The following is a 19362-nucleotide window of genomic DNA, read 5'->3' as shown; positions in this document are numbered from 1 at the left end:
GATTTTATAATTATTCGTTATTTGTGTCCAAAAAGTATTTATAACTTAGTCATTATTAGTTGTTCATTTATTATCACTCTTTTTAAGACGGCCTATTTCTTTAATAAAAGAAAATCACCACATCACTCAATTTAAGGGTAATAAATAGGTTAATTTCTCTTTTATTTCACTTTTCATGCTATCTTCATTCAGATTAATAATATTGGACAATCATCACTGCGTTTTTTCGCTAATTTATTTAAACTAAGCATAATCTCAATTGAACACCTTCATGAGTCGGTTAGTATATTAATCGCTTATTTCTATCTCACTCACAGGATAAATGCATGAGAAGATTGCCAGTTTACCTTTTACTTGATACATCGGGTTCCATGTATGGAGAACCCATTGCAGCAGTAAAAAATGGTGTTGAAATGCTCTTATCAACACTACGCCAAGATCCTTACGCATTAGAAACCGCTTATATTTCTATCATCACCTTTGATTCCACTGCACAACAAGTTGTGCCACTCACTGATTTAATCAATTTTAAAGTACCTGATTTAGTCGCAAGTGGAACAACAGCACTCGGTTCTGCGCTCACTTTAGTATCTAGTCGCATTGAAAAAGAAGTACAAAAAACCACGGCTGAAACTAAAGGCGATTGGCGTCCGCTGGTTTTTGTGATGACAGATGGCGCGCTACTGACGATTGGAAAAAAGGCGTTGAGAAATTTAAAGCGGCACGTACTGGCGTTGTTATTGCTTGTGCGGCAGGACAATCAGCACAAACTGATGTACTCAAAAATATCACTGAAATTGTATTGCAGCTAGATACGGCGGACGCCAACACGATTAAGTCTTTCTTTAAATGGGTTTCTGCCAGTATTTCTGTGGGGAGTCAAAAGGTCGATTTAACTAAGAAAGATATTAGCGATCTTGATGACTTACCACCGCCACCTCCTGAAGTTAACGTTGTGCTCTAAATAAAAAGGAATGAATATGTCTGTTAGTTTAAAAAAAGGACAAGGTGTTAGTTTAAAGAAAAATGAATATGACCTTTCCTCTGTCACTATCGGTTTAGGCTGGGATATCAACGAAGAAAAACGGGGATTCCTTGGCGGGCTTTTTGGTAAAAAAAAACGAAGAATACGATTTAGATGTTATCGCCTTCTTATGTGGTAAAAACGGCAAAGTAAACGATTTGGGTAAAGTAGAAGGTGGACAACCTTCTCTCGTCAATGGCGATATTATTTTCTTTAATAGCCTACAACACAAATCAGGGCAAATTTGGTTAACGGGTGATAACCGAACAGGCGCAGGTGATGGAGACGATGAGCAGATCATCGTAAAATTAAACACACTTGATCCTAAATTTACCAAAATTGTTTTTATTGTTCAGATTTACAATGGACGAGAACTACAACAACACTTTGGTAAAGTACAAAACGCCTTTATCCGCGCTGTCGATGCAAAAAATATCGAAATGGCTCGTTTTGATTTATCTGGAGGCGAAGCCTTCAACAATCAACGTTCAATGCTGTTTGCTGAATTAGTCAGAGAGGAAAATGGCTGGAAACTTAACGCCATTGGTGAACCGTCAAGTTCAGATAGCTTTATTTCTTACTTAAAGGACTTCACTTAATGAGAAGACTTCCTGTTTACTTGCTGATTGATACTTCAGGATCAATGAGAGGTGAATCTATTCATGCTGTTAACGTGGGGATCCAAACAATGCTCAATGCATTGAGACAAGATCCTTACGCATTAGAAAGCGTGCATATCTCTATCATTACCTATGATAACGAGGCGCGTGAATTTATCCCATTAACGGCATTAGAAGATTTTCAATTTTCTGATATCACCGTACCTAGTTCTGGCGGTACTTTTACAGGTGCTGCGCTAGAATGTTTAATCAAGTGTGTCGATCGTGATATCAGGCGTTCCGATGGTGACCAAAAAGGGGACTGGCGTCCTCTCGTCTTTTTAATGACTGATGGCACACCTTCTGATGCTTACGCCTACGGTGAAGCAATTAAAGAAGTGAAAAAACGTTCATTTGGTTCGATCATTGCTTGTGCTGTTGGACCTAAAGCCAAACATGATCATCTTAAAGAACTGACATCTCAAGTGGTCGCTTTAGAAACGCTAGACTCCAATGCTTTTTCTGGCTTTTTTAAATGGGTTTCTGCCAGCGTCGCTTCTGGCAGTTCAAGTGCTGGCGTGAATACAGATAAAGATACCCTACCGCCACCACCGCCTGAAATCCAACTGGTACTGTGATCCCCAAAAGCAAAGCGCTCCAAAAGGCTTTGCTTTTATTTTATTCAGGCTTGGGTTTATCCATCACAATACATAACAGCTACGATAAAGTGATAAGGTATAACAATGAGAAGGCTACCCATTTTCTTTGTTTTAGATTGTTCAGAGTCGATGATAGGTGAAAACCTAAAAAAGATGAATGACGGTCTAACAACTATTATTAACGATCTCAGGCGAGATCCGCACGCCCTTGAAACCGCGTATGTCTCTGTTATCGCCTTTGCTGGCGTTGCAAAAACAATTGTTCCACTCACTGAAGTCATCTCTTTTTACCCTCCTCAACTTCCTTTAGGAGGAGGCACTTCATTAGGCAGCGCATTACGAGAACTCTCTCACCAAATCGACACTCAAGTAAGAAAAACCACGCTCGAGCAAAAAGGCGATTGGAAACCTGTCGTTTACCTTTTAACTGACGGCAGACCTACTGATGATTACGCGCAAGAGATCAAACGCTGGAAAGCTCACTATGCCAACAAAGTTAACTTAATTGCGATTGGATTAGGCTTAAGTGCAGACTTACATGTCCTATCGCAATTAACTGAAAATGTGCTGCTATTTACCGAAGCACAAGAAGGCGACTTTACACGTTTCATAAAATGGATAACGATGTCAGTGGTTTCTCATAGCCGAAGTGTTGGCGAAGAGCCACCGCCACTTTTAAGTCAAACAGAGCATATTGTTCGGCTTGCAAAAGATGATGTTGCTCGTGCTTATGATGAATCTTGTGTCACGTTTGTCGGACGTTGTAGTCACACTCGTTCACCTTACTTAATGAAATATGAACGTCCTCCAATGAAAGCTTCAGGGCTTGATTTTAATCTCAACCTTAATGGCTTTAACTTAACGGGTTGCTACACCTTAAATGAAGATTATTTCGCATGGAGTGACCTCAGCGCCACCGCATATCAAGTTAACACCAGCGAACTTCACGGTACACCTGGCTGCCCATATTGCGGTAATGCAACGGCTTTCGCCGTTTGCCAATGTGGTAAATTACTCTGTGTAAATGGTCCTGAAACCGTGATTTGCCCTTGGTGCGATAACAACATCACCTTTGGTGATAACAGCAACCAATCTGACTTTGATGTTACACGAGGTAAAGGCTAATGGATAAAAAAGCCCTACTCACAAAACTGATTATTGATGACACGTTAACACGACATCGCATTCCGGTGCATGAAGAGCTCATTATTGCGCTATATGAAGACACAGAGATCGCTCAACACATTGATTTTATTATTAATAAAATCAATGCTAAAACGGCAGAAAAGATAACACCACAAGGCAAAGTACAACCTATTCTTCTGTTATTGCCACCCGCTCGTGATTTAGTCGCTGAAGAAATCTCATTACCCAAAGCGCACTCATTAAAACCCGGTCAAATTCCAACCCACGCAACATCAATGCCAATAGAAAAACCGATTATTCATCCCCCTACTGCAAAAATTACCCTTTCTAATGCCAAAGTCGGTACAGCGTTCAATTCGACACTCAATATCGAGCTAAATACCCTCGAAATTGCCCAAATTGAAGCGGTTGATGTTCCTGAAGGACTTGGAATAACCTTTGACCATGAAAGTCGTTGCTTAGTTGGTATGCCAACAAAAAGTGGTAATTTCACCTTGGTGATCCATTGGTCTGTTAATGCTATTCGCTATCAAAATGAAGTCTTATTAATCATCAATCCAGATCCTCGTAGCTTATGGCAAATTAATGAACCTCCTGCTGATAGCCCTTATCCCAAAATACATATTGATAGCAAACTGATCCTTGAAAAAGACATTCGTATTGCGGGTGCAAGCCGTCGCGGACGCTCTCATGAACATGCGGGTACCTTCCGTGATGATGATTTTTATATTCACCACGATAACCAAAGCCAATGGAGTATTTTAATTGTTGCAGATGGTGCCGGCAGTGCTCGCTATTCTCGTGAAGGCTCACGCATTGCTATCAATACGGTAAGTCGCTATTTAAAATCACAGTTAAGCGTGGAAAATGGAACGGTTAAACCTCATCTTGAAGCCATTCATCAATGGAATGACAACAACGCAATTAATCAAGTAGGAAGCTTTTTCGCTCAACTCTTTCGTAATGCGGCGCAATTAGCGATTAATAATCTTAAAAATGAAGCCATTCATATTAATGAGCCTGTAAAGTCTTTTTCTACTACCTTATTAGCCACGGTTTCTTTACGTATCAATGATGAGTTATTTGCTGCCTCATTTTGGATGGGAGATGGTGCGATTGCTGCTTATGGTCCCGCAGGAAAAGTGCGTGTTTTAGGTATTCCTGATAGTGGTGAATATGCAGGACAAACCCGTTTTCTTGATGATAATGCCCTCAACGATGCAGAATTTAATCGACGCATTATTATTGGCAAGTGGAAAGACATTTCACATCTTATTTTAATGACTGACGGGGTGTCCGATCCGGTATTTGAAACGGATAATGGCTTACAAGATCCCAACAAATGGGCGGCACTTATTGATGAAATATCGCCTTGTTTAGCCTCTCCTGAAAATGCAGCTAATGCATTGGCTGAATGGCTGAATTTCTTTTCAGCAGGCAATCACGATGACCGCACTCTGGTTGTGGCTTGGTAATCATAAAAGAGAGAATGGGTGAGTTTCATGGCAGAGATCATTACCTGTACAACACAAAGTGGAAAAACAGTTCAGTACGTCAATGAGATTATTGGCTCTGGATCAATGAAAGATGTCTATTTTTCCCCTGACCGAACCTATGTTGTTGCCTTCTACAAAACAAAACAGAATGCACAAGCCAAAGATAGAATCGATATGATAACAGGCTCTTATCGACATAATATCTTTGAACAAAGTGGTGGCGAATATTGGAAAAACCTCTTTTGCTGGCCAACGGATGTTGTCGAACATCAAGGCAAAATTGGTATTGTTGTGCCGACTTATCAATCCCACTTTTTCTTTAAATATGGCTCTAAAAATAATGATTTTCTGGCGATAAAAGGCCGAGAAAAAGAAGGTAAATGGTTTGCAAGTGCGAATAACCAAAATAAATTTCTCGATCCTCGCGAAAGAGGTAATCTACTAAATTACCTAAAAGTGTGTTTATTGCTTTCTCGTGCTGTACGCCGAATGCATGCGGCAGGCTTATGTCATAGTGATTTAAGCTATAAAAACGTTCTTATCGATCCTGAGCAAGGTCATGCCTGTGTGATTGATATTGACGGTTTAGTGGTTCCAGGGAAATACCCCCCTGATGTAGTAGGAACCCCTGATTTTATTGCGCCAGAAGTGGTAAAAACCAGCCATTTACCAAAAGAAGATCCTAACCGTATCTTGCCAAGCATCACGACAGATAGACATGCACTTGCGGTATTAATCTACATGTATCTGTTTTATCGTCATCCTTTACGGGGCGGTAAAATTCACGATCTTGACGATGAAATGCGTGATGAAACACTCTCTATGGGTGAAAAAGCGTTATTTATTGAGCATCCAACCGATCGCAGTAATGCCGTAAAACTTAATCAGGTAAAACCGTCATCACTACCTTGGGCTGATCCTGAAAAGATCCCATACACGATTATGGGACCTTACCTCACCCCTCTTTTTGAAAGAGCCTTTATTACAGGGTTACACGATCCATCACAACGTCCTACCGCTGATGAATGGGAGACGGCTTTAGTCAAAACAGTAGATTTAGTTCAGCCTTGTCAAAATAAAGATTGTGAACAACAATGGTATGTTTTTTCTGGGAAAACACAGCCCGTCTGCCCTTATTGTCACACACCTTATAAAGGCCAATTACCGATTTTAAATCTCTACTCTTCACGTAAAGCAGGTAGCTTTAGACCAGACGATCACCGCTTAATGGTTTGGAGTAATCAATCACTCTTTCCTTGGCATGTTAATCGTCTTATTGCCCCGAATGAACGTACGACTGATGAACAGAAAAAACGTGTCGGTTATTTTGTTTATCACAATTCAACATGGTGGCTGGTTAATGAACGTATTGAGGGATTGATGGTATTGCCAGAAAAAAAACAGATAGCCATTGGCGATAAAATTGCCCTAACTGACGGATTACAATTTGTATTATCCACAGAAGAAGGCGGGCGACTAGTTGTGGTGCAATTAGTCTCAAATTAACGATCATGAGAGAATAATCCACTTAATAAAGGATTATTCTCTTTTTATTAGTGAGATACTGTCGATTTAAAATCAACGACCGTAATTAAATCTTTTGCTGGATTTCCCGTTTCATAGCGCCACTGTTCTATCGCATGAATAAGTGATAAACCAAATACATCCGCGAAAAGTGAATCCAATATTCTGATATTTTGGACTCTGCCGTTTTCATCTACATCATATTTAGCCGTTACACTCCCTTCAATATTATTAGCTTGCGCTTTTACTGGATAATGAGGTAATGACTGAGATAAAACTTTTGGTCTTATTTGCTCCGAGCTTATTTCTTGTTTATTAATGTCGACTGGCGTTGATTTAGTCGCACACCCATTTAATAAAAAAGCAGTTAAAAAACAAACCTGATATCAACAATATTTTTTTTCATTATTCTTCTTCAACAGTCTTCAACAATCATTTTAATCACGCTTATATCTTAACACTTCTGATAATCATTTTTATTTTCAAATATAAGTTTAATTAAGAAAAATTGTGAAATTCATCATGCTTTCGTCATTTTTAACTAAAAGATAAATCACACTTTCTACTCTTACACGCCCAGCTATTCGCTAACGTTCAATATTGGATACCAAGATCCCAGTTTATTAAGCCCTAGTATTTACAATACCGCACAGTGATCAGTGGAGGGGCTAATGAAAACTAAAAATAAAATCAATGTACTAGAACTTATTTCGCCAGAGATGAAGCAGGTTATGCAAATTTATGCAGATAATCCGCAACCTGCGCCAGAAAGTAATGACTACCCTTCTATGCGCCTTGCTTATAATCAAGATAGACGTTATTGGAATGCTGATGCCCCCGAAATGTTTGGCATTCAAGATATTTCGGTCAGTACCTCTTATGGAAAAGTATTAACGCGTCTTTATCACCCCAAAGAAAAAACACCCGCAACACTCTATTATCTTCATGGTGGCGGCTTTATTTTAGGGAATTTAGATACCCACGATCGTATTATGCGTTTACTTGCGTCTTATACTGGTTGTGCTGTGATTGGTATTGATTACTCGCTATCACCAGAAGCGCATTATCCACAAGCGATTGATGAATCGGCACAAGTTTGCCAGTTTTATTATCAACATGCAGACCATTACGGCATTAACACTCAACACATTGGTTTTGCAGGTGATTCTGCGGGAGCCATGTTATCGCTGGCTACTGTATTATGGCTACGCGATAAACAAATTCACTGTGGTAATATCAGTGCCGCGTTGCTTTGGTATGGATTATATGGCTTACGCGATTCCACCAGCCGTCGGCTTTATGGGGGGGAATGGGATGGATTACGCCAACAAGATCTCGAAGAATATGACAATGCGTATTTAACTGCGCTGGGTAGTCGTGATGCACCTTATTATTGCTTATTTAATAACGATTTAACGCAAGATATTCCACCTTGCTTTATCGCCAGCGCGCAATACGACCCTCTTATTGATGATAGTGTCACACTATTCAAAACGTTAGAAGCCCATCAATTAGCTTGTGAATATAAAATGTATCCAGGCACATTACATGCCTTTTTACACTATTCACGTATGATGAAAGTGGCAGATGACGCCATTCGAGATGGCGCTAACTACTTTGTAAAACAACTGACGTTATAAAAAACGACTTTTTAAAACTCAAGATTACGAATAAAACGATAATCCGCAGACGCCTCTTTAAGTCGATACAAACTTGCAGGGCGTCCTCTCTCTGCCCGTTTTTCGCCAGTATCAATCAATAAATCTGCTTGCTCAATGCGTCGTCTAAATGATTTTTTCTGGATCGCTTTACCTATCAGAATTTCATGAACATGTTGTAACTCTGGCAAGGTAAATACTTCTGGCAATGCAAATCCGGGAACAATTGAATAGAGTGATTTTTGCTTTAATCGCTCTCTGGCTTGTGAAATTAATTCTTGATGATCAAAAGCTAAGTGTTGTTGTGCCACTTTATCAATCGGACACCACACGACTGAATCGACAGTATCAATATGTGTTTCACACACTTGATGAGCAATCAACGCGGTATAACAGACCGTCACAGACCAGCCTCTTGCATCACGCTGATTATTTCCCACTGAACAGAGTTGCTCAATATAAGGGGGGATCACACCCGTTTTCTCTTTTAATTTTCTTAGCACAGTATCTTCAAGGCATTTGTCCTGTTCTTCATCGACAAAACCTCCTGGTAAACCCCATTTTCCTTTTTCAGGATGCTCCCCTCTTTTCACCAACAATACTTTTAACTGCTCTTCGTGATAAGTAAACAGTACAGCATCAACGGTGATCAGTGGAGATAGGAAATCACGGCGGTTATAACTGGCTAAAAAATCTTGTTCATTCATGATGTAAGCTTTATTAGAAAACGATGAAACTATTTTAAGCCTAAACCACAAAAAAATCAAATTTTGTCATAAAGACACTAAATCAGTTGACAAGCATAGTGTCTATAAGACACAATCCAATTATTGTCATAAGGACACTAATTGGAGAAAGACTATGTTTAACTTAAATTACTTTAAAGCTGATTCATCAACATTCATTATTAAATCGGTAAACGGCAAAATTCGCCAGCAAGGTAAAGGTTTAAGTTTTTGGTATAACTCAGCCACAACCTCTATTGCGGCATTACCTTTAAATGCGCAAGAAGCGCCTTTTATTTTTAACTTCCAAACCTCAGACTTTCAGGGATTACGTATTCAAGGACAAATTTCATTTCAGATAAAAGCGCCTGAAAAAGCGGCAGAAGTACTCAACTTCAACTTGAGCAAAAACGGCAAATCTTATGCGTCAGAAGATCCACTCAAGCTCAGTGATCGTGTTGTACGTATTGCACAAACCTTAATTCAAGCAAAGATCCAAAGTACACCACTGAGAGAAGCATTATTACTGAGTCAATCATTAGTTTCTTTGGTAATGAAACAATTAATTGAACATCCCTCATTAGAGGCATTAGGTATTGCGATTTTAGATGTCTCTATTGCGGCAATCACGCCATCGCCAGAAACCTTAAAGGCTCTCGAAGCGGAAGCGAGAGAATCCTTACTGAAAGAAGCCGATGATGCCATTTATGCACGTCGTAAATTCTCAGTAGAACAAGAGCGCACGATTAAAGAGGCTGAATTAGAAACCGATTTATCGGTTCAACGTAAACGCCAAGAAATTGAAGAAGCACGTTTAGAAAATGAACGGACATTATTACGCGAGCAAGCGGAAATTGAAAAAGAGCGCCTTGAAGCGAAGGTTAATGCCGAAGCAAAACGCAAAGAACTGGTCGCGTTAAGTGCAGAAAATCAGCGAACACAATCAGAAGCCGATGCTTATGCTATTGAAGCGACTATGCGTGCTTATCGTGAATTACCGGTTGAAAACCTAAAAGCCATGGCACTAGCAAAAATGGACTCACAACAATTAATGGCAATGGCATTTGAAACCTTAGCGCTGAATTCAGGAAAAATTGGTGAACTGAACATCACTCCTGATTTATTTAGCCAATTTATGAAAAAAGGGAATAAATAATGCAACGTAACGAAGATTTTCGTTTTGTGCTAGTGATGAGAAAAAGTCGCTTACAAGAATTAATTGAGCGCTTTAATACGTGGTCACAAGCCAAATTCTATTTAGAACACAACAATGTTGAGGTAAAGGATTACCTCAATGAACACAATTTATATCAAAAGCAGCTCACAGAAGCTGAGCTGATTTTAAAATCATTAGGACGTTTTCAGCTCTTAGAAAGAAGTTTATTGCCTAGCTATCAATTCTCACCTCACGATATTGTAGTGGTGATCGGTCAAGACGGGCTTGTTGCCAATACGCTGAAATATCTTAATGGACAGCCTATTATTGCCATAAACCCAGATCCATCACGATGGGATGGTAAATTATTGCCTTTCGAAATGGGACAATTAAAAGAGATAGTCATTAATACCATTAATCAAAAAATGCCCTTTAAAACAGTTACTTTTGCACAAGTAACAACCAATGATGGTCAATCATTATTAGCGGTTAATGACGTATTTATAGGCCCAAAAAGCCATACTTCTGCACGATATATTTTACAATGGCATGGTGCTCAAGAAGCACAATCTTCATCAGGCATCATTGTATCAACAGGATTGGGATCGACAGGGTGGTTTCAATCTATTCTTGCTGGCGCAATGGCAATTACAGGAGAAGCCTCGCACCCTCTGTTACAAGGTTTTAGTTGGAGCGACCGAAAATTACAGTTTAGTGTAAGAGAGCCGTTTCCAAGCAAAACGACAGGTGTCGCTCTCACTTTTGGTACTATTGAACCAGATTCACCGTTGCAATTAGAATCTTTGATGCCAGAAAATGGCGTGATTTTCTCTGATGGCATCGAAGATGACTATTTACAATTTAATGCAGGTTGCATTGCCCACATTGGTATTGCTGACATACAAGGTCAATTAATTAGCCCAAAAGGACGTCAGCGTATTTAAATTTATTGAGCGCTCTTTAATACCGTTTCAAGTCCAGAAATCATCACATCAAGGACAAACAGAAATGCAGCATCACCATTATCACTATCCATAATTGCAACGGCTTGGGTTAATAATGGCGGATAGGCAATAACATCCGTCTCTCTTGTTTCACGCTCTTTTTGGCTTTCTTGATGCTCTTGCGTTTCAAGAACTGAACCTAGTGTGAAATGCGCGATAGAACTCAGTGCATACACGGCTTGAGATAAACTAAATCCAGCATCACACAAAAACTGAAGTTGTTGTTCTGATGTCTCAAATTGGCTTTCAGACGGGCGTGTGCCTGCATGAATTTTCCCCCCATCACGATACATCAATAAGGCTTGACGAAAACTTTTCGCATTATTTCGCAAAAAATCCTGCCACGTTTCATTAGGCAATGGCAAAACATGATGATGATGCTTTTGCAAAATAGTTTCTGCTAGTGCATCCAACAAAGCACGTTTATTTTTTACATGCCAATAAAGCGTGGGTTGCTCAACACCTATTTTTTGTGCCAATTTACGCGTTGTTAACCCTTCAATACCAACTTCATTAAGTAAAATCAACGCATTATCAATAACTTGTTCTTTATCTAACTTAGCCATCTTTACCTCAAACTAAAACAGTCTTGACAATCTATCACTGATAGAGATATTTTACACCATCTCTATCACCGATAGATTTTTAGGATCTCAATGAATAAATCAATTATTATCATACTGCTGATCACCGTATTCGATGCCATAGGTATCGGACTTATCATGCCAGTACTCCCTACGCTATTAAATGAATTTGTTAGTGAAAATTCACTGGCGACCCATTACGGTGTGCTATTAGCACTCTATGCGACTATGCAGGTTATTTTTGCACCTCTATTAGGACGACTGTCTGATAAATATGGCAGAAAACCGATCTTACTGTTTTCACTTTTAGGTGCCGCTCTTGACTACCTTTTAATGGCATGCTCAACCACACTTTGGATGCTTTATATTGGTCGCATTCTCGCAGGTATCACGGGTGCAACAGGTGCCGTATGTGCATCTGCTATGAGCGATGTGACTCCCACTAAAAATCGAACTCGCTATTTTGGTTTTTTAGGGGGGGCTTTTGGTATTGGTCTTATTATTGGTCCAATGCTGGGAGGATTATTAGGTGAAATTAGTGCACACACACCGTTTATCTTTGCAGCCCTTTCGCACTCGGTATTATTAATACTCTCTTTGTGCTTTTTCCGTGAAACACAAAAAAGAGAAACACTTGTTACAAATAGCACATCGAAGCACCAAACAGCATCAAATTCAGTTACCCGCTTTATTAAGAAAAGCCTCTATTTTTGGCTGGTAACCTATTTTATTATCCAACTTATTGGTCAAATTCCTGCCACTATCTGGGTGCTGTTTACACAATACCGCTTTGATTGGAACACAACCTCTGTCGGCATGTCCTTGGCTGCTCTGGGTGTATTACATATTTTCTTTCAAGCCGTTGTCGCCGGAAAGTTAGCGCAAAAATGGGGTGAAAAAACAACCATTATGATCAGTATGTCGATTGATATGATCGGCTGTTTATTATTAGCATGGATAAGCCAAGTTTGGGTGATCTTGCCAGCATTAATTTGCTTAGCGGCTGGAGGAATGGGGCAACCTGCTTTACAAGGTTATTTATCGAAAGCCGTCGATGATAATGCCCAAGGGAAGCTGCAAGGCACACTTGTAAGCTTAACCAATATGACGGGAATTATTGGGCCACTCTTATTTGCCATTATTTATCGTTATAGTATCGCTTATTGGGATGGCCTGTTATGGTTGATAGGATCTGTACTTTATGGCGTATTATTAATCAGCGCCTATCTTCATCAAAAACGCAATAATAGCGATCTGAATTTAGCATTATCTAAGCATAATCATTAAAAAGAGGTGCTTTACTTAAAATAGGGGATCCCGACTTCGCATCGTGTGTTATTAAATACCGCAATAAAATCGGCATCAATACAATAAGTTTCAAAATTTGCTTTTTGCGATTTCTTGATCGTGTTTGATAGTCCAACAAAAGAAAAAAAGACTTTATTTCTGATACATGCTCCAGACAACAATCTGAAGGAAAAAATTGAAGATCAAGACAAGCATCCATGTTTGCTTGATCTTCGATTGCCGTTATTAACATCCGTTGTTCTAACGCTATATTATCTCGATGCCATCCTTGAGCAATCCAACCCAAACTAAACGCCAGTAGTGCAATCCATGCATATAACGCTTGAGTGTTGAACATGACCTAACTCCTTAGTCATTCGAGACAAAACTGACTTTATCGATTTTTATTATGATGAAAACATGTTGCACTTTTTACTTAGTATCATCTTTTTCTTTTCCCTGAAAAAAGTTGATTACCTCGTTTACGTAACCAGATTTCGACTAACTGATAACCCACAATACCGAGCGCTGAGCCGATCCCCATAACTGCGACAGAATCAATTCCAGGCCATAAAATAAGCAGTGCGCCAGCAACAACAGAAACCGCAGAGCCTAAAATAATTTTGCCGATAAACAATCTTAATGTTATTGTCTCATTCGCAACGAGCATCTTCCCTAATGCAATAAAAGCGCCCACTATCACTAATAATATCAATGTGCTGTCATATTCATCCATGAATACACCTCATCTCTGATCACTTTTTCTTTAACCGCAAAAAGAACCCTCACCTCCTAATATTTATCAGATAATCTGTAAGACTTAGTAGTAAACCACGACCCTGTGTAACTGAATAAATTCCCGATTGAGGTAACGCCAGTTCCTTTTATTTCAATTATGTGCAATATCCATTTGCAATAAACAACAGGCGATCCAGTTATATTACTACCAACTTTCTTGTTAACTTGTAATAGATATCTTCGTCTATTGTTTTTCTACCCACTCCGTCAATCAACAAAAAAAATAATAAACAATAAATTCAATATGTTGCTTATCTTTGTATGATTTAACGTGAAGCTATTATCTACAAAGTTTGTATTTCAAGCTAGTGTCTTGTTCGGTTAACATCGGTTATCAAGCCTTAACCGACCATAACCGAACTATTGATATCATTCAAAACAAATAAACTTGTTTTAAGCATCTTTAAACAACCTTAAAACAAAGATTTATATAAAAAAAACAATAAATAGGCTGGTTATAATACAAATTTAAGCTAATATAGAGGGTATCTATGAGTCTTTAGTAAAGAGAAAATGATATGCGTGTCTTAACTATTTTTTGTCCTGAATGTGGTGAAAAAGCGCTTATAAAGAAAAGTAATCGTAAACACAAAGAGTTATCCGATCTCTATTGTGCTTGTCGTGATCCTGAATGCGGGCATACCTTTGTTTTAAACCTCACGTTTAGCCACACCCTTATGCCAAGTGCAAAAAACAAAGAAACATTGTTATTAGATGTCATTAAAAATCTTTCTCCAGAACAACGAGAGAAAGCACTTACACTTTTGCAAAACATATAGCCATCCCGAACAGACACGCTTTTTTTCATTTATTTTTATGATCTTGCTCCCATTCTGGCAGGTTATTTGACTAACCTATTCTTATAGAAAGATAAATGATGTAGATTCATTTTTAAGCTAAATAAAAATAATTCTTATGTTTTAAATAAAACAAACACCGCTTATTGATGCCGTGTTTGCCAATCCTCTAATCAATAATTTGTCAGCCCCCCAAACCAGAAACCCTATTTCTGATTTGAAGACGAAACACAAATTTCAAATGGAGCATTTAAGATGAAAAAGCTGATTAATCGAGTTGATGATGTGTTATCTGAACAACTACAAGGCTTTGCAAAAGCCCATCCTGAAATCAAACTTCATCCCTCCTCTTTTTATGTCACGCGAAAAGATGCTCCCGTAAAAGGTAAAGTTGCTCTATTGTCTGGCGGTGGTAGCGGGCATGAACCGATGCATGCGGGTTTTGTGGGTAAAGGAATGCTTGATGGCGCATGTCCAGGTGAAATATTTACGTCACCCACACCGGATAAAATGTATGACTGCGCCAAAGCGATTGATAGTGGTGAAGGCGTTTTAATGATCGTGAAAAATTATACGGGTGATGTGCTTAACTTTGAAACCGCAACAGAACTGCTTCATGACGATGGTATCAAAATCGCCACGGTATTAGTTGATGATGATGTGGCAGTAAAAGATAGCTTATATACCGCAGGACGCCGTGGTGTTGCTAATACTGTTTTGATAGAAAAACTACTGGGTGCAGCAGCTGAAAGAGGTGATCCTCTTGATGAACTAGTGACATTAGGTCATTACATTAATAACAATGGTTTTTCTATCGGTATTGCCTTGGAAGCCTGTACGGTGCCAGCAGCAGGAAAACCGTCGTTCACTTTACCTGAAAATGAAATGGAGTTCGGTGTAGGTATTCACGGTGAACCGGGTATTAACCGCCGTAAATTTATTTCTCTCAATGATACTGTTGATGCCATGTTTAATACCTTAATTGAAAATGGTCATTATCAACGAGTGATCCGCAATTGGGATCGTGAAAACGGCACTTGGATTGATGAAGAGCAGGAAAAACAGCCTTTAAAATCTGCGATCGCGTCATTGTTTTAGTTAATAACCTGGGTGCTACACCACAATCTGAACTTTATGGTGTTTATAACCGTTTAACTCAATGCTGTGAAAAATTTGGCTTAACCATCGAACGTTCTTTAATTGGCGCTTATTGTACTTCACTCGATATGTCAGGGATCTCCATTACCCTACTCAAAGTGGATGATGAATTGCTCTCTTTATGGGATGCCCCAGTGAATACACCCGCAATGGTGAAATAAGTTATTCATAAAAATAAAAAGGAACAAATTATGGCATTAACTCAAGCACAAATTATTCTTTGGTTACAACAATGTGCACAGCTGTTTGAACAAAACAGCGATTATTTAACGGATTTAGATCGTGAAATTGGTGATGCCGACCACGGTTTAAATATGAACCGTGGCTTTAGAAAAGTGCAGGAAAAATTACCTGAATTTGAAGGACAAGATATTGGCACAATCCTCAAAACCACAGGCATGACATTACTCTCCAATATTGGCGGAGCAAGTGGTCCTCTATTTGGTACCTTTTTTATTCGTGCAGCCAAACCTACGGCTTCATTACAAAACCTAGAACTTAATCAACTTGTTGAAATGATAACAGAAGGTGTAGAAGGCATTGTAAGTCGAGGAAAAGCAGAACCCAATGACAAAACTATGTGTGATGTTTGGTGGCCTGTGGTTGAATCATTAAAACACGCTAATGAACAAAACCTTTCTATCAAAGAAGCCCTCACCCAAGCACAAGTTGTCGCGGAAAAAGCGGCTGAAAATACCATTCCGATGCAAGCGAGGAAAGGACGAGCAAGCTACTTAGGTGAGCGCAGTATCGGACATAAAGATCCTGGCAGTGCTTCTGTGGTACTGATGATACAAGCCCTTGCAAATAGTGTTAATGCATAACTGACCAAGCAACCAATAAAGGTCTACCATGATAAATATTGTTATTGTTTCTCATAGTAAACATCTCGCTGATGGTGTGGCAGAACTTGCCAGTCAGATGCTTAATCCAACGCATTGCCAACTTGCTGTTGCCGCAGGTGTCAATGATGAAGAGCATGCGATTGGTACGGATGCCGTTAAAATTATGACGGCAATAGAATCGCTTTCACAAGCACAATCTATTGTTGTGATGATGGATTTAGGGAGTGCAATATTAAGTGCAGAAACGGCGATTGAGTTACTTGATCCAGAACTTGCTGAGAAAGTCACCCTCTGCTCAGCGCCTTTAGTTGAAGGTACGCTTGCAGCCGTTGTGGCCGCATCTTCCGGGGCATCTCTAGAAAAAGTGATTGAGGAAGCTTCAAATTCTTTATATCCAAAGAAGATCCAACTCGGTGAAAATTTCGTTCAACCTAAAAACGATATTAATGCCCCTGTTAAAATTCACGGCAAAGAGGCAAGTTGGATAGTACGTAATCCCCATGGTTTACACGTAAGACCCGCCGCAACTTTAGTTGAGGTTCTTTCTGCTTTTCAAGCTGATTATCAATTAGTTAAAGGGGATAGACGTATTAATCCGCTCAGTTTAAATCAGCTTTCATTAATACAAATTCATCAAGGTGATGAGATAACACTCATTGCCTCGGGTGAACAAGAAGATGAGGCGATTGCGGCTTTTCTTGAACTTGCTCGAAATGGCTTTGGTGAAGAGTTACCTTCAGATTCTAATACCATTACATTAAAAGGTCATTTAACCCCAGTATCTCAAGTTAAAGCACCGGCTTTTATTTGGCATGAAATAGAACTCTCTCCCCTCGAAGATTTATCAAAACCGATTAATATTGATGCTGAAATTGGCAAATTTAATTTTGCAATAAAAAGTACACTAAAAGCACTCAAACAGAGTGCCAATAAAGCTAGCCAAAAATTAGGTGAGCATATTGGCGCTATTTTTAACGGCCATATCATGATGTTAGATGATGATGAGTTAATAACAAGCGTGATTGATCGTATCAAAGAAGAGAAAATCAGCGCCCAGCAAAGTTGGTCGGATGAAATGCAAGAAAGAACACAGTTGTATTGTGCACTTACCGATCCCTATTTACGCGCGCGTGAACTCGATCTTCGTGATCTGCGTAATCAAGTGCTTTATCATTTACAAGATAAAACTCGCCCAAGTTTTGTCCCTTCACAACCCGCTATTTTGGTCGCAAAAGAGCTTTTTCCTTCTACATTAATTCAACTAATTGATAGTCAATTGGTCGGTATTGTTTTAGCAAAAGGGGATAGTCACTCTCACAGCGCCATTATCGCGGCTGAAATGCGCTTACCTATGTTAGTTAATTTAGGTTCTGCGGTATTAAAAGTCACTGAATCCCAAAAATTAACATTAGATACCAATAAGGGCGAATTAGTGATTGAACCGATAACGCGATAAACTTCGTTTCAAATTAACCACATAAAAAAAAACCCGCACAATAATGTGCGGGTAAGTCAACGAAAAACGCTATCGATAATAGGTCATTATTGACTCTTATAATTATTAGGGTATTGATAATACCAATGTCGTAGTACCGCTAAAGTTACCTAATGAAGGTGTTCCAAAGGTTTGAAGTTTCGAGGTAATATCAACAGTCATATATTGATTTTGTATTGCATTAACTTCAGTGCCAATCGATGCAGGAGAGCCATTTAAGGTTAAAAATGAGCGGATACTTCTATCTGGATTAAGATCTAAATAATGATCAACTTGTGCACTTGATATTCTGACTGGCATATCGGTATTACAAGTAAAAGAAAATTGCCGTGTCACTTCATGATTATTAACTTGTGCCACATCAAGCACGCCATGAGACAAGGTTAAATTATCACTGACAAATGCACATTTTCCTGCTGGAGGGGGGGCTATACCACAAACACCATTAGGAACAAGCTTGCCACTCCCTCCTCCTGCACTCGTTGTTAAAAAGAAGCCTATACATTCGTCTGTTTTCACCGACCCAGCATGCTGACTATAACCAACATAAGGAAAAGATAAACCACATTGATTAACCAAATAATCAACTACCGCTTTTTCATTCGGTAGATCGGCAATATTTTCACGACAACGCCAAGGCGCCCTATCGGCAACACCACCTGTGTCTTTCCCTTTATGTAGATGGTTTATTTGTATATAACACCGTGCTCTTCCAGGAAGCACTAAAGCACATGGGTTAGGGTACGTTTCAGTCGCGTGCCAATATTCCATGACAAAATGATAACGTGTTTCAGGCTTTGTAATAGAAGTAATATAAGAAAAATAGCCTGCGGCTTGCACATTAATAAGAGAACAACTCCATAACACAATGAATAACTTTAAAAGTTGCTGTATTTTTTTCATTATCTTTTACTCATATTTCAAAGAAAACACGCAGTCGCAGAGAAGTGCCCCGGTTTAATTGATTTGTCTGCAATAGCTTTTGCTGTTGCTTGTAAATAAGCAATAAAGTTAAGCTCAAAAATGCCATTATTAGGAATATTATATAAGCTGGTGTAATCCCCTAATTTAACAGGGACACCTTCTTTAGTCGTAATTTTTATTCCTAAGTCAGGATTATTAGCGCTATCATCTAATGCTAATAAGCCAGCAAGTTCATTATGAGTTTGCCCTTCAAACTTAATTTTTACTTGCTTAGCAATAGAGATATCACACTCTGATAAAATAATTTTGAAATCCTTTTTCTCGAATTCAAAATAACTTTTATAAATATCATCCAAGCGAATTTCATCAAATACCACATCGACTTGAGCATTTTCGGGTAATACTTTACAGGGCGCGATAATTAATGAACCAAAGATATTAAGATTTTCAGCTGCAAAAACAGAAGAAGAAAATAATAAACAA

18 protein-coding genes and 3 pseudogenes are annotated in these 19362 nt (G+C 39.0%); 14 read left to right on the top strand and 7 right to left on the bottom strand.

The window, feature by feature from the left end; genetic code table 11:
• The first annotated feature begins 326 nt into the window (after window positions 1-326).
• The 6 genes and pseudogenes from BHE89_RS11455 to BHE89_RS11430 all read left to right on the top strand — a co-directional run bounded on the left by BHE89_RS11455 (window position 327) and on the right by BHE89_RS11430 (window position 6430).
• Window positions 327-964 (top strand): annotated as a pseudogene (locus BHE89_RS11455) (vWA domain-containing protein).
• A 16-nt stretch (window positions 965-980) separates the two neighbouring features.
• Window positions 981-1623 (top strand): annotated as a pseudogene (locus BHE89_RS11450) (TerD family protein).
• Entirely contained in the window at window positions 1623-2261 is a 639-nt protein-coding gene (locus tag BHE89_RS11445) for a vWA domain-containing protein (protein WP_069369683.1), read from the top strand. The pseudogene BHE89_RS11450 and the gene BHE89_RS11445 overlap by 1 nt, the downstream one beginning before the upstream one ends.
• 105 nt (window positions 2262-2366) lie before the next feature.
• Window positions 2367-3407, top strand: a complete 1041-nt coding sequence (locus BHE89_RS11440) for a TerY-C metal binding domain-containing protein (protein WP_069369684.1) — start codon at window positions 2367-2369, stop codon at window positions 3405-3407.
• Window positions 3407-4903 carry a PP2C family serine/threonine-protein phosphatase gene (locus BHE89_RS11435; RefSeq protein WP_069369685.1) on the top strand — a complete coding sequence of 499 codons (1497 nt, stop codon included), beginning with the start codon at window positions 3407-3409 and terminating at the stop codon, window positions 4901-4903. Before BHE89_RS11440 ends, BHE89_RS11435 begins: the two co-directional genes overlap by 1 nt.
• 27 nt (window positions 4904-4930) lie before the next feature.
• Window positions 4931-6430 (top strand): helix-hairpin-helix domain-containing protein, encoded by a 1500-nt coding sequence (locus BHE89_RS11430; RefSeq protein ID WP_069369686.1) that lies wholly within the window; start codon window positions 4931-4933, stop codon window positions 6428-6430.
• Window positions 6431-6477: 47 nt separating this feature from the next.
• Here the strand turns inward: BHE89_RS11430 and BHE89_RS11425 are convergent, their stop codons facing one another.
• Window positions 6478-6738, bottom strand: a complete 261-nt coding sequence (locus tag BHE89_RS11425; protein WP_286146081.1) for a TonB family protein — start codon at window positions 6736-6738, stop codon at window positions 6478-6480.
• Window positions 6739-7119: 381 nt separating this feature from the next.
• On the opposite strand from BHE89_RS11425, the gene aes reads away from it, so the two are divergent.
• A complete protein-coding gene (aes, locus tag BHE89_RS11420) occupies window positions 7120-8088 on the top strand; it encodes an acetyl esterase (RefSeq protein WP_069369688.1) in 969 nt (322 codons plus the stop codon).
• Window positions 8089-8099: 11 nt separating this feature from the next.
• Here aes and BHE89_RS11415 read toward each other — a convergent pair whose 3' ends face one another.
• The gene (locus BHE89_RS11415; RefSeq protein ID WP_069369689.1) at window positions 8100-8813 is read right to left on the bottom strand and encodes an NUDIX hydrolase; all 714 of its coding nucleotides are present in this window, start codon (window positions 8811-8813) and stop codon (window positions 8100-8102) included.
• A gap of 154 nt (window positions 8814-8967) precedes the next feature.
• Between BHE89_RS11415 and BHE89_RS11410 the strand changes: the two genes are divergently transcribed.
• Together BHE89_RS11410 and BHE89_RS11405 are read left to right on the top strand one after the other, a co-directional pair.
• Window positions 8968-9987, top strand: coding sequence for an SPFH domain-containing protein (locus BHE89_RS11410; protein ID WP_069369690.1), 1020 nt, complete (start codon window positions 8968-8970; stop codon window positions 9985-9987).
• On the top strand, window positions 9987-10931 hold the full coding sequence (locus BHE89_RS11405) for a diacylglycerol kinase catalytic domain-containing protein (protein ID WP_069369691.1): 945 nt from the start codon (window positions 9987-9989) through the stop codon (window positions 10929-10931). The genes BHE89_RS11410 and BHE89_RS11405 overlap by 1 nt, the downstream gene beginning before the upstream one ends.
• A gap of 2 nt (window positions 10932-10933) precedes the next feature.
• Here BHE89_RS11405 and tetR(H) read toward each other — a convergent pair whose 3' ends face one another.
• Complete coding sequence (tetR(H), locus tag BHE89_RS11400) at window positions 10934-11557, bottom strand: tetracycline resistance transcriptional repressor TetR(H) (protein WP_069369692.1); 624 nt, start codon at window positions 11555-11557, stop codon at window positions 10934-10936.
• 90 nt (window positions 11558-11647) lie between these two features.
• Here tetR(H) and tet(H-J) point away from each other — a divergent pair, with 90 nt between their 5' ends.
• Window positions 11648-12862 carry a Tet(H)/Tet(J) family tetracycline efflux MFS transporter gene (gene tet(H-J) / locus BHE89_RS11395; RefSeq protein ID WP_069369693.1) on the top strand — a complete coding sequence of 405 codons (1215 nt, stop codon included), beginning with the start codon at window positions 11648-11650 and terminating at the stop codon, window positions 12860-12862.
• On the opposite strand, the gene BHE89_RS11390 is transcribed toward tet(H-J), so the two are convergent.
• Window positions 12846-13220 carry a hypothetical protein gene (locus tag BHE89_RS11390; RefSeq protein WP_128860493.1) on the bottom strand — a complete coding sequence of 125 codons (375 nt, stop codon included), beginning with the start codon at window positions 13218-13220 and terminating at the stop codon, window positions 12846-12848. The genes tet(H-J) and BHE89_RS11390 overlap by 17 nt on opposite strands.
• An 84-nt stretch (window positions 13221-13304) precedes the next feature.
• Entirely contained in the window at window positions 13305-13598 is a 294-nt protein-coding gene (locus tag BHE89_RS11385) for a phage holin family protein (RefSeq protein ID WP_128860492.1), read from the bottom strand.
• Between the two features lie 580 nt (window positions 13599-14178).
• Between BHE89_RS11385 and BHE89_RS11380 the strand changes: the two genes are divergently transcribed.
• The 4 genes and pseudogenes from BHE89_RS11380 to dhaM all read left to right on the top strand — a co-directional run bounded on the left by BHE89_RS11380 (window position 14179) and on the right by dhaM (window position 17916).
• A complete protein-coding gene (locus BHE89_RS11380; RefSeq protein WP_069369696.1) occupies window positions 14179-14439 on the top strand; it encodes an Ogr/Delta-like zinc finger protein in 261 nt (86 codons plus the stop codon).
• Between the two features lie 273 nt (window positions 14440-14712).
• Window positions 14713-15776: pseudogene (dhaK, locus tag BHE89_RS11375) on the top strand (dihydroxyacetone kinase subunit DhaK).
• Window positions 15777-15806: 30 nt separating this feature from the next.
• The gene (gene dhaL / locus BHE89_RS11370; protein ID WP_069369698.1) at window positions 15807-16439 is read left to right on the top strand and encodes a dihydroxyacetone kinase subunit DhaL; all 633 of its coding nucleotides are present in this window, start codon (window positions 15807-15809) and stop codon (window positions 16437-16439) included.
• A 28-nt stretch (window positions 16440-16467) separates the two neighbouring features.
• Window positions 16468-17916: a dihydroxyacetone kinase phosphoryl donor subunit DhaM gene (dhaM, locus tag BHE89_RS11365; protein ID WP_069369699.1), complete on the top strand. Its 1449-nt coding sequence runs from the start codon at window positions 16468-16470 to the stop codon at window positions 17914-17916.
• Between the two features lie 105 nt (window positions 17917-18021).
• Here the strand turns inward: dhaM and BHE89_RS11360 are convergent, their stop codons facing one another.
• Both BHE89_RS11360 and BHE89_RS11355 read right to left on the bottom strand, forming a co-directional pair.
• Complete coding sequence (locus BHE89_RS11360) at window positions 18022-18858, bottom strand: MrpH family fimbial adhesin (protein ID WP_077885161.1); 837 nt, start codon at window positions 18856-18858, stop codon at window positions 18022-18024.
• A 17-nt stretch (window positions 18859-18875) separates the two neighbouring features.
• The coding region (locus BHE89_RS11355; RefSeq protein ID WP_141008288.1) for a fimbrial protein at window positions 18876-19362 on the bottom strand (487 nt) is incomplete at its 5' end.

It is taken from the genome of Shigella sp. FC1967 (assembly GCF_001743005.1).
Taxonomy (GTDB): domain Bacteria; phylum Pseudomonadota; class Gammaproteobacteria; order Enterobacterales; family Enterobacteriaceae; genus Proteus.
This window is presented reverse-complemented; position numbering and strand designations above follow the sequence as displayed.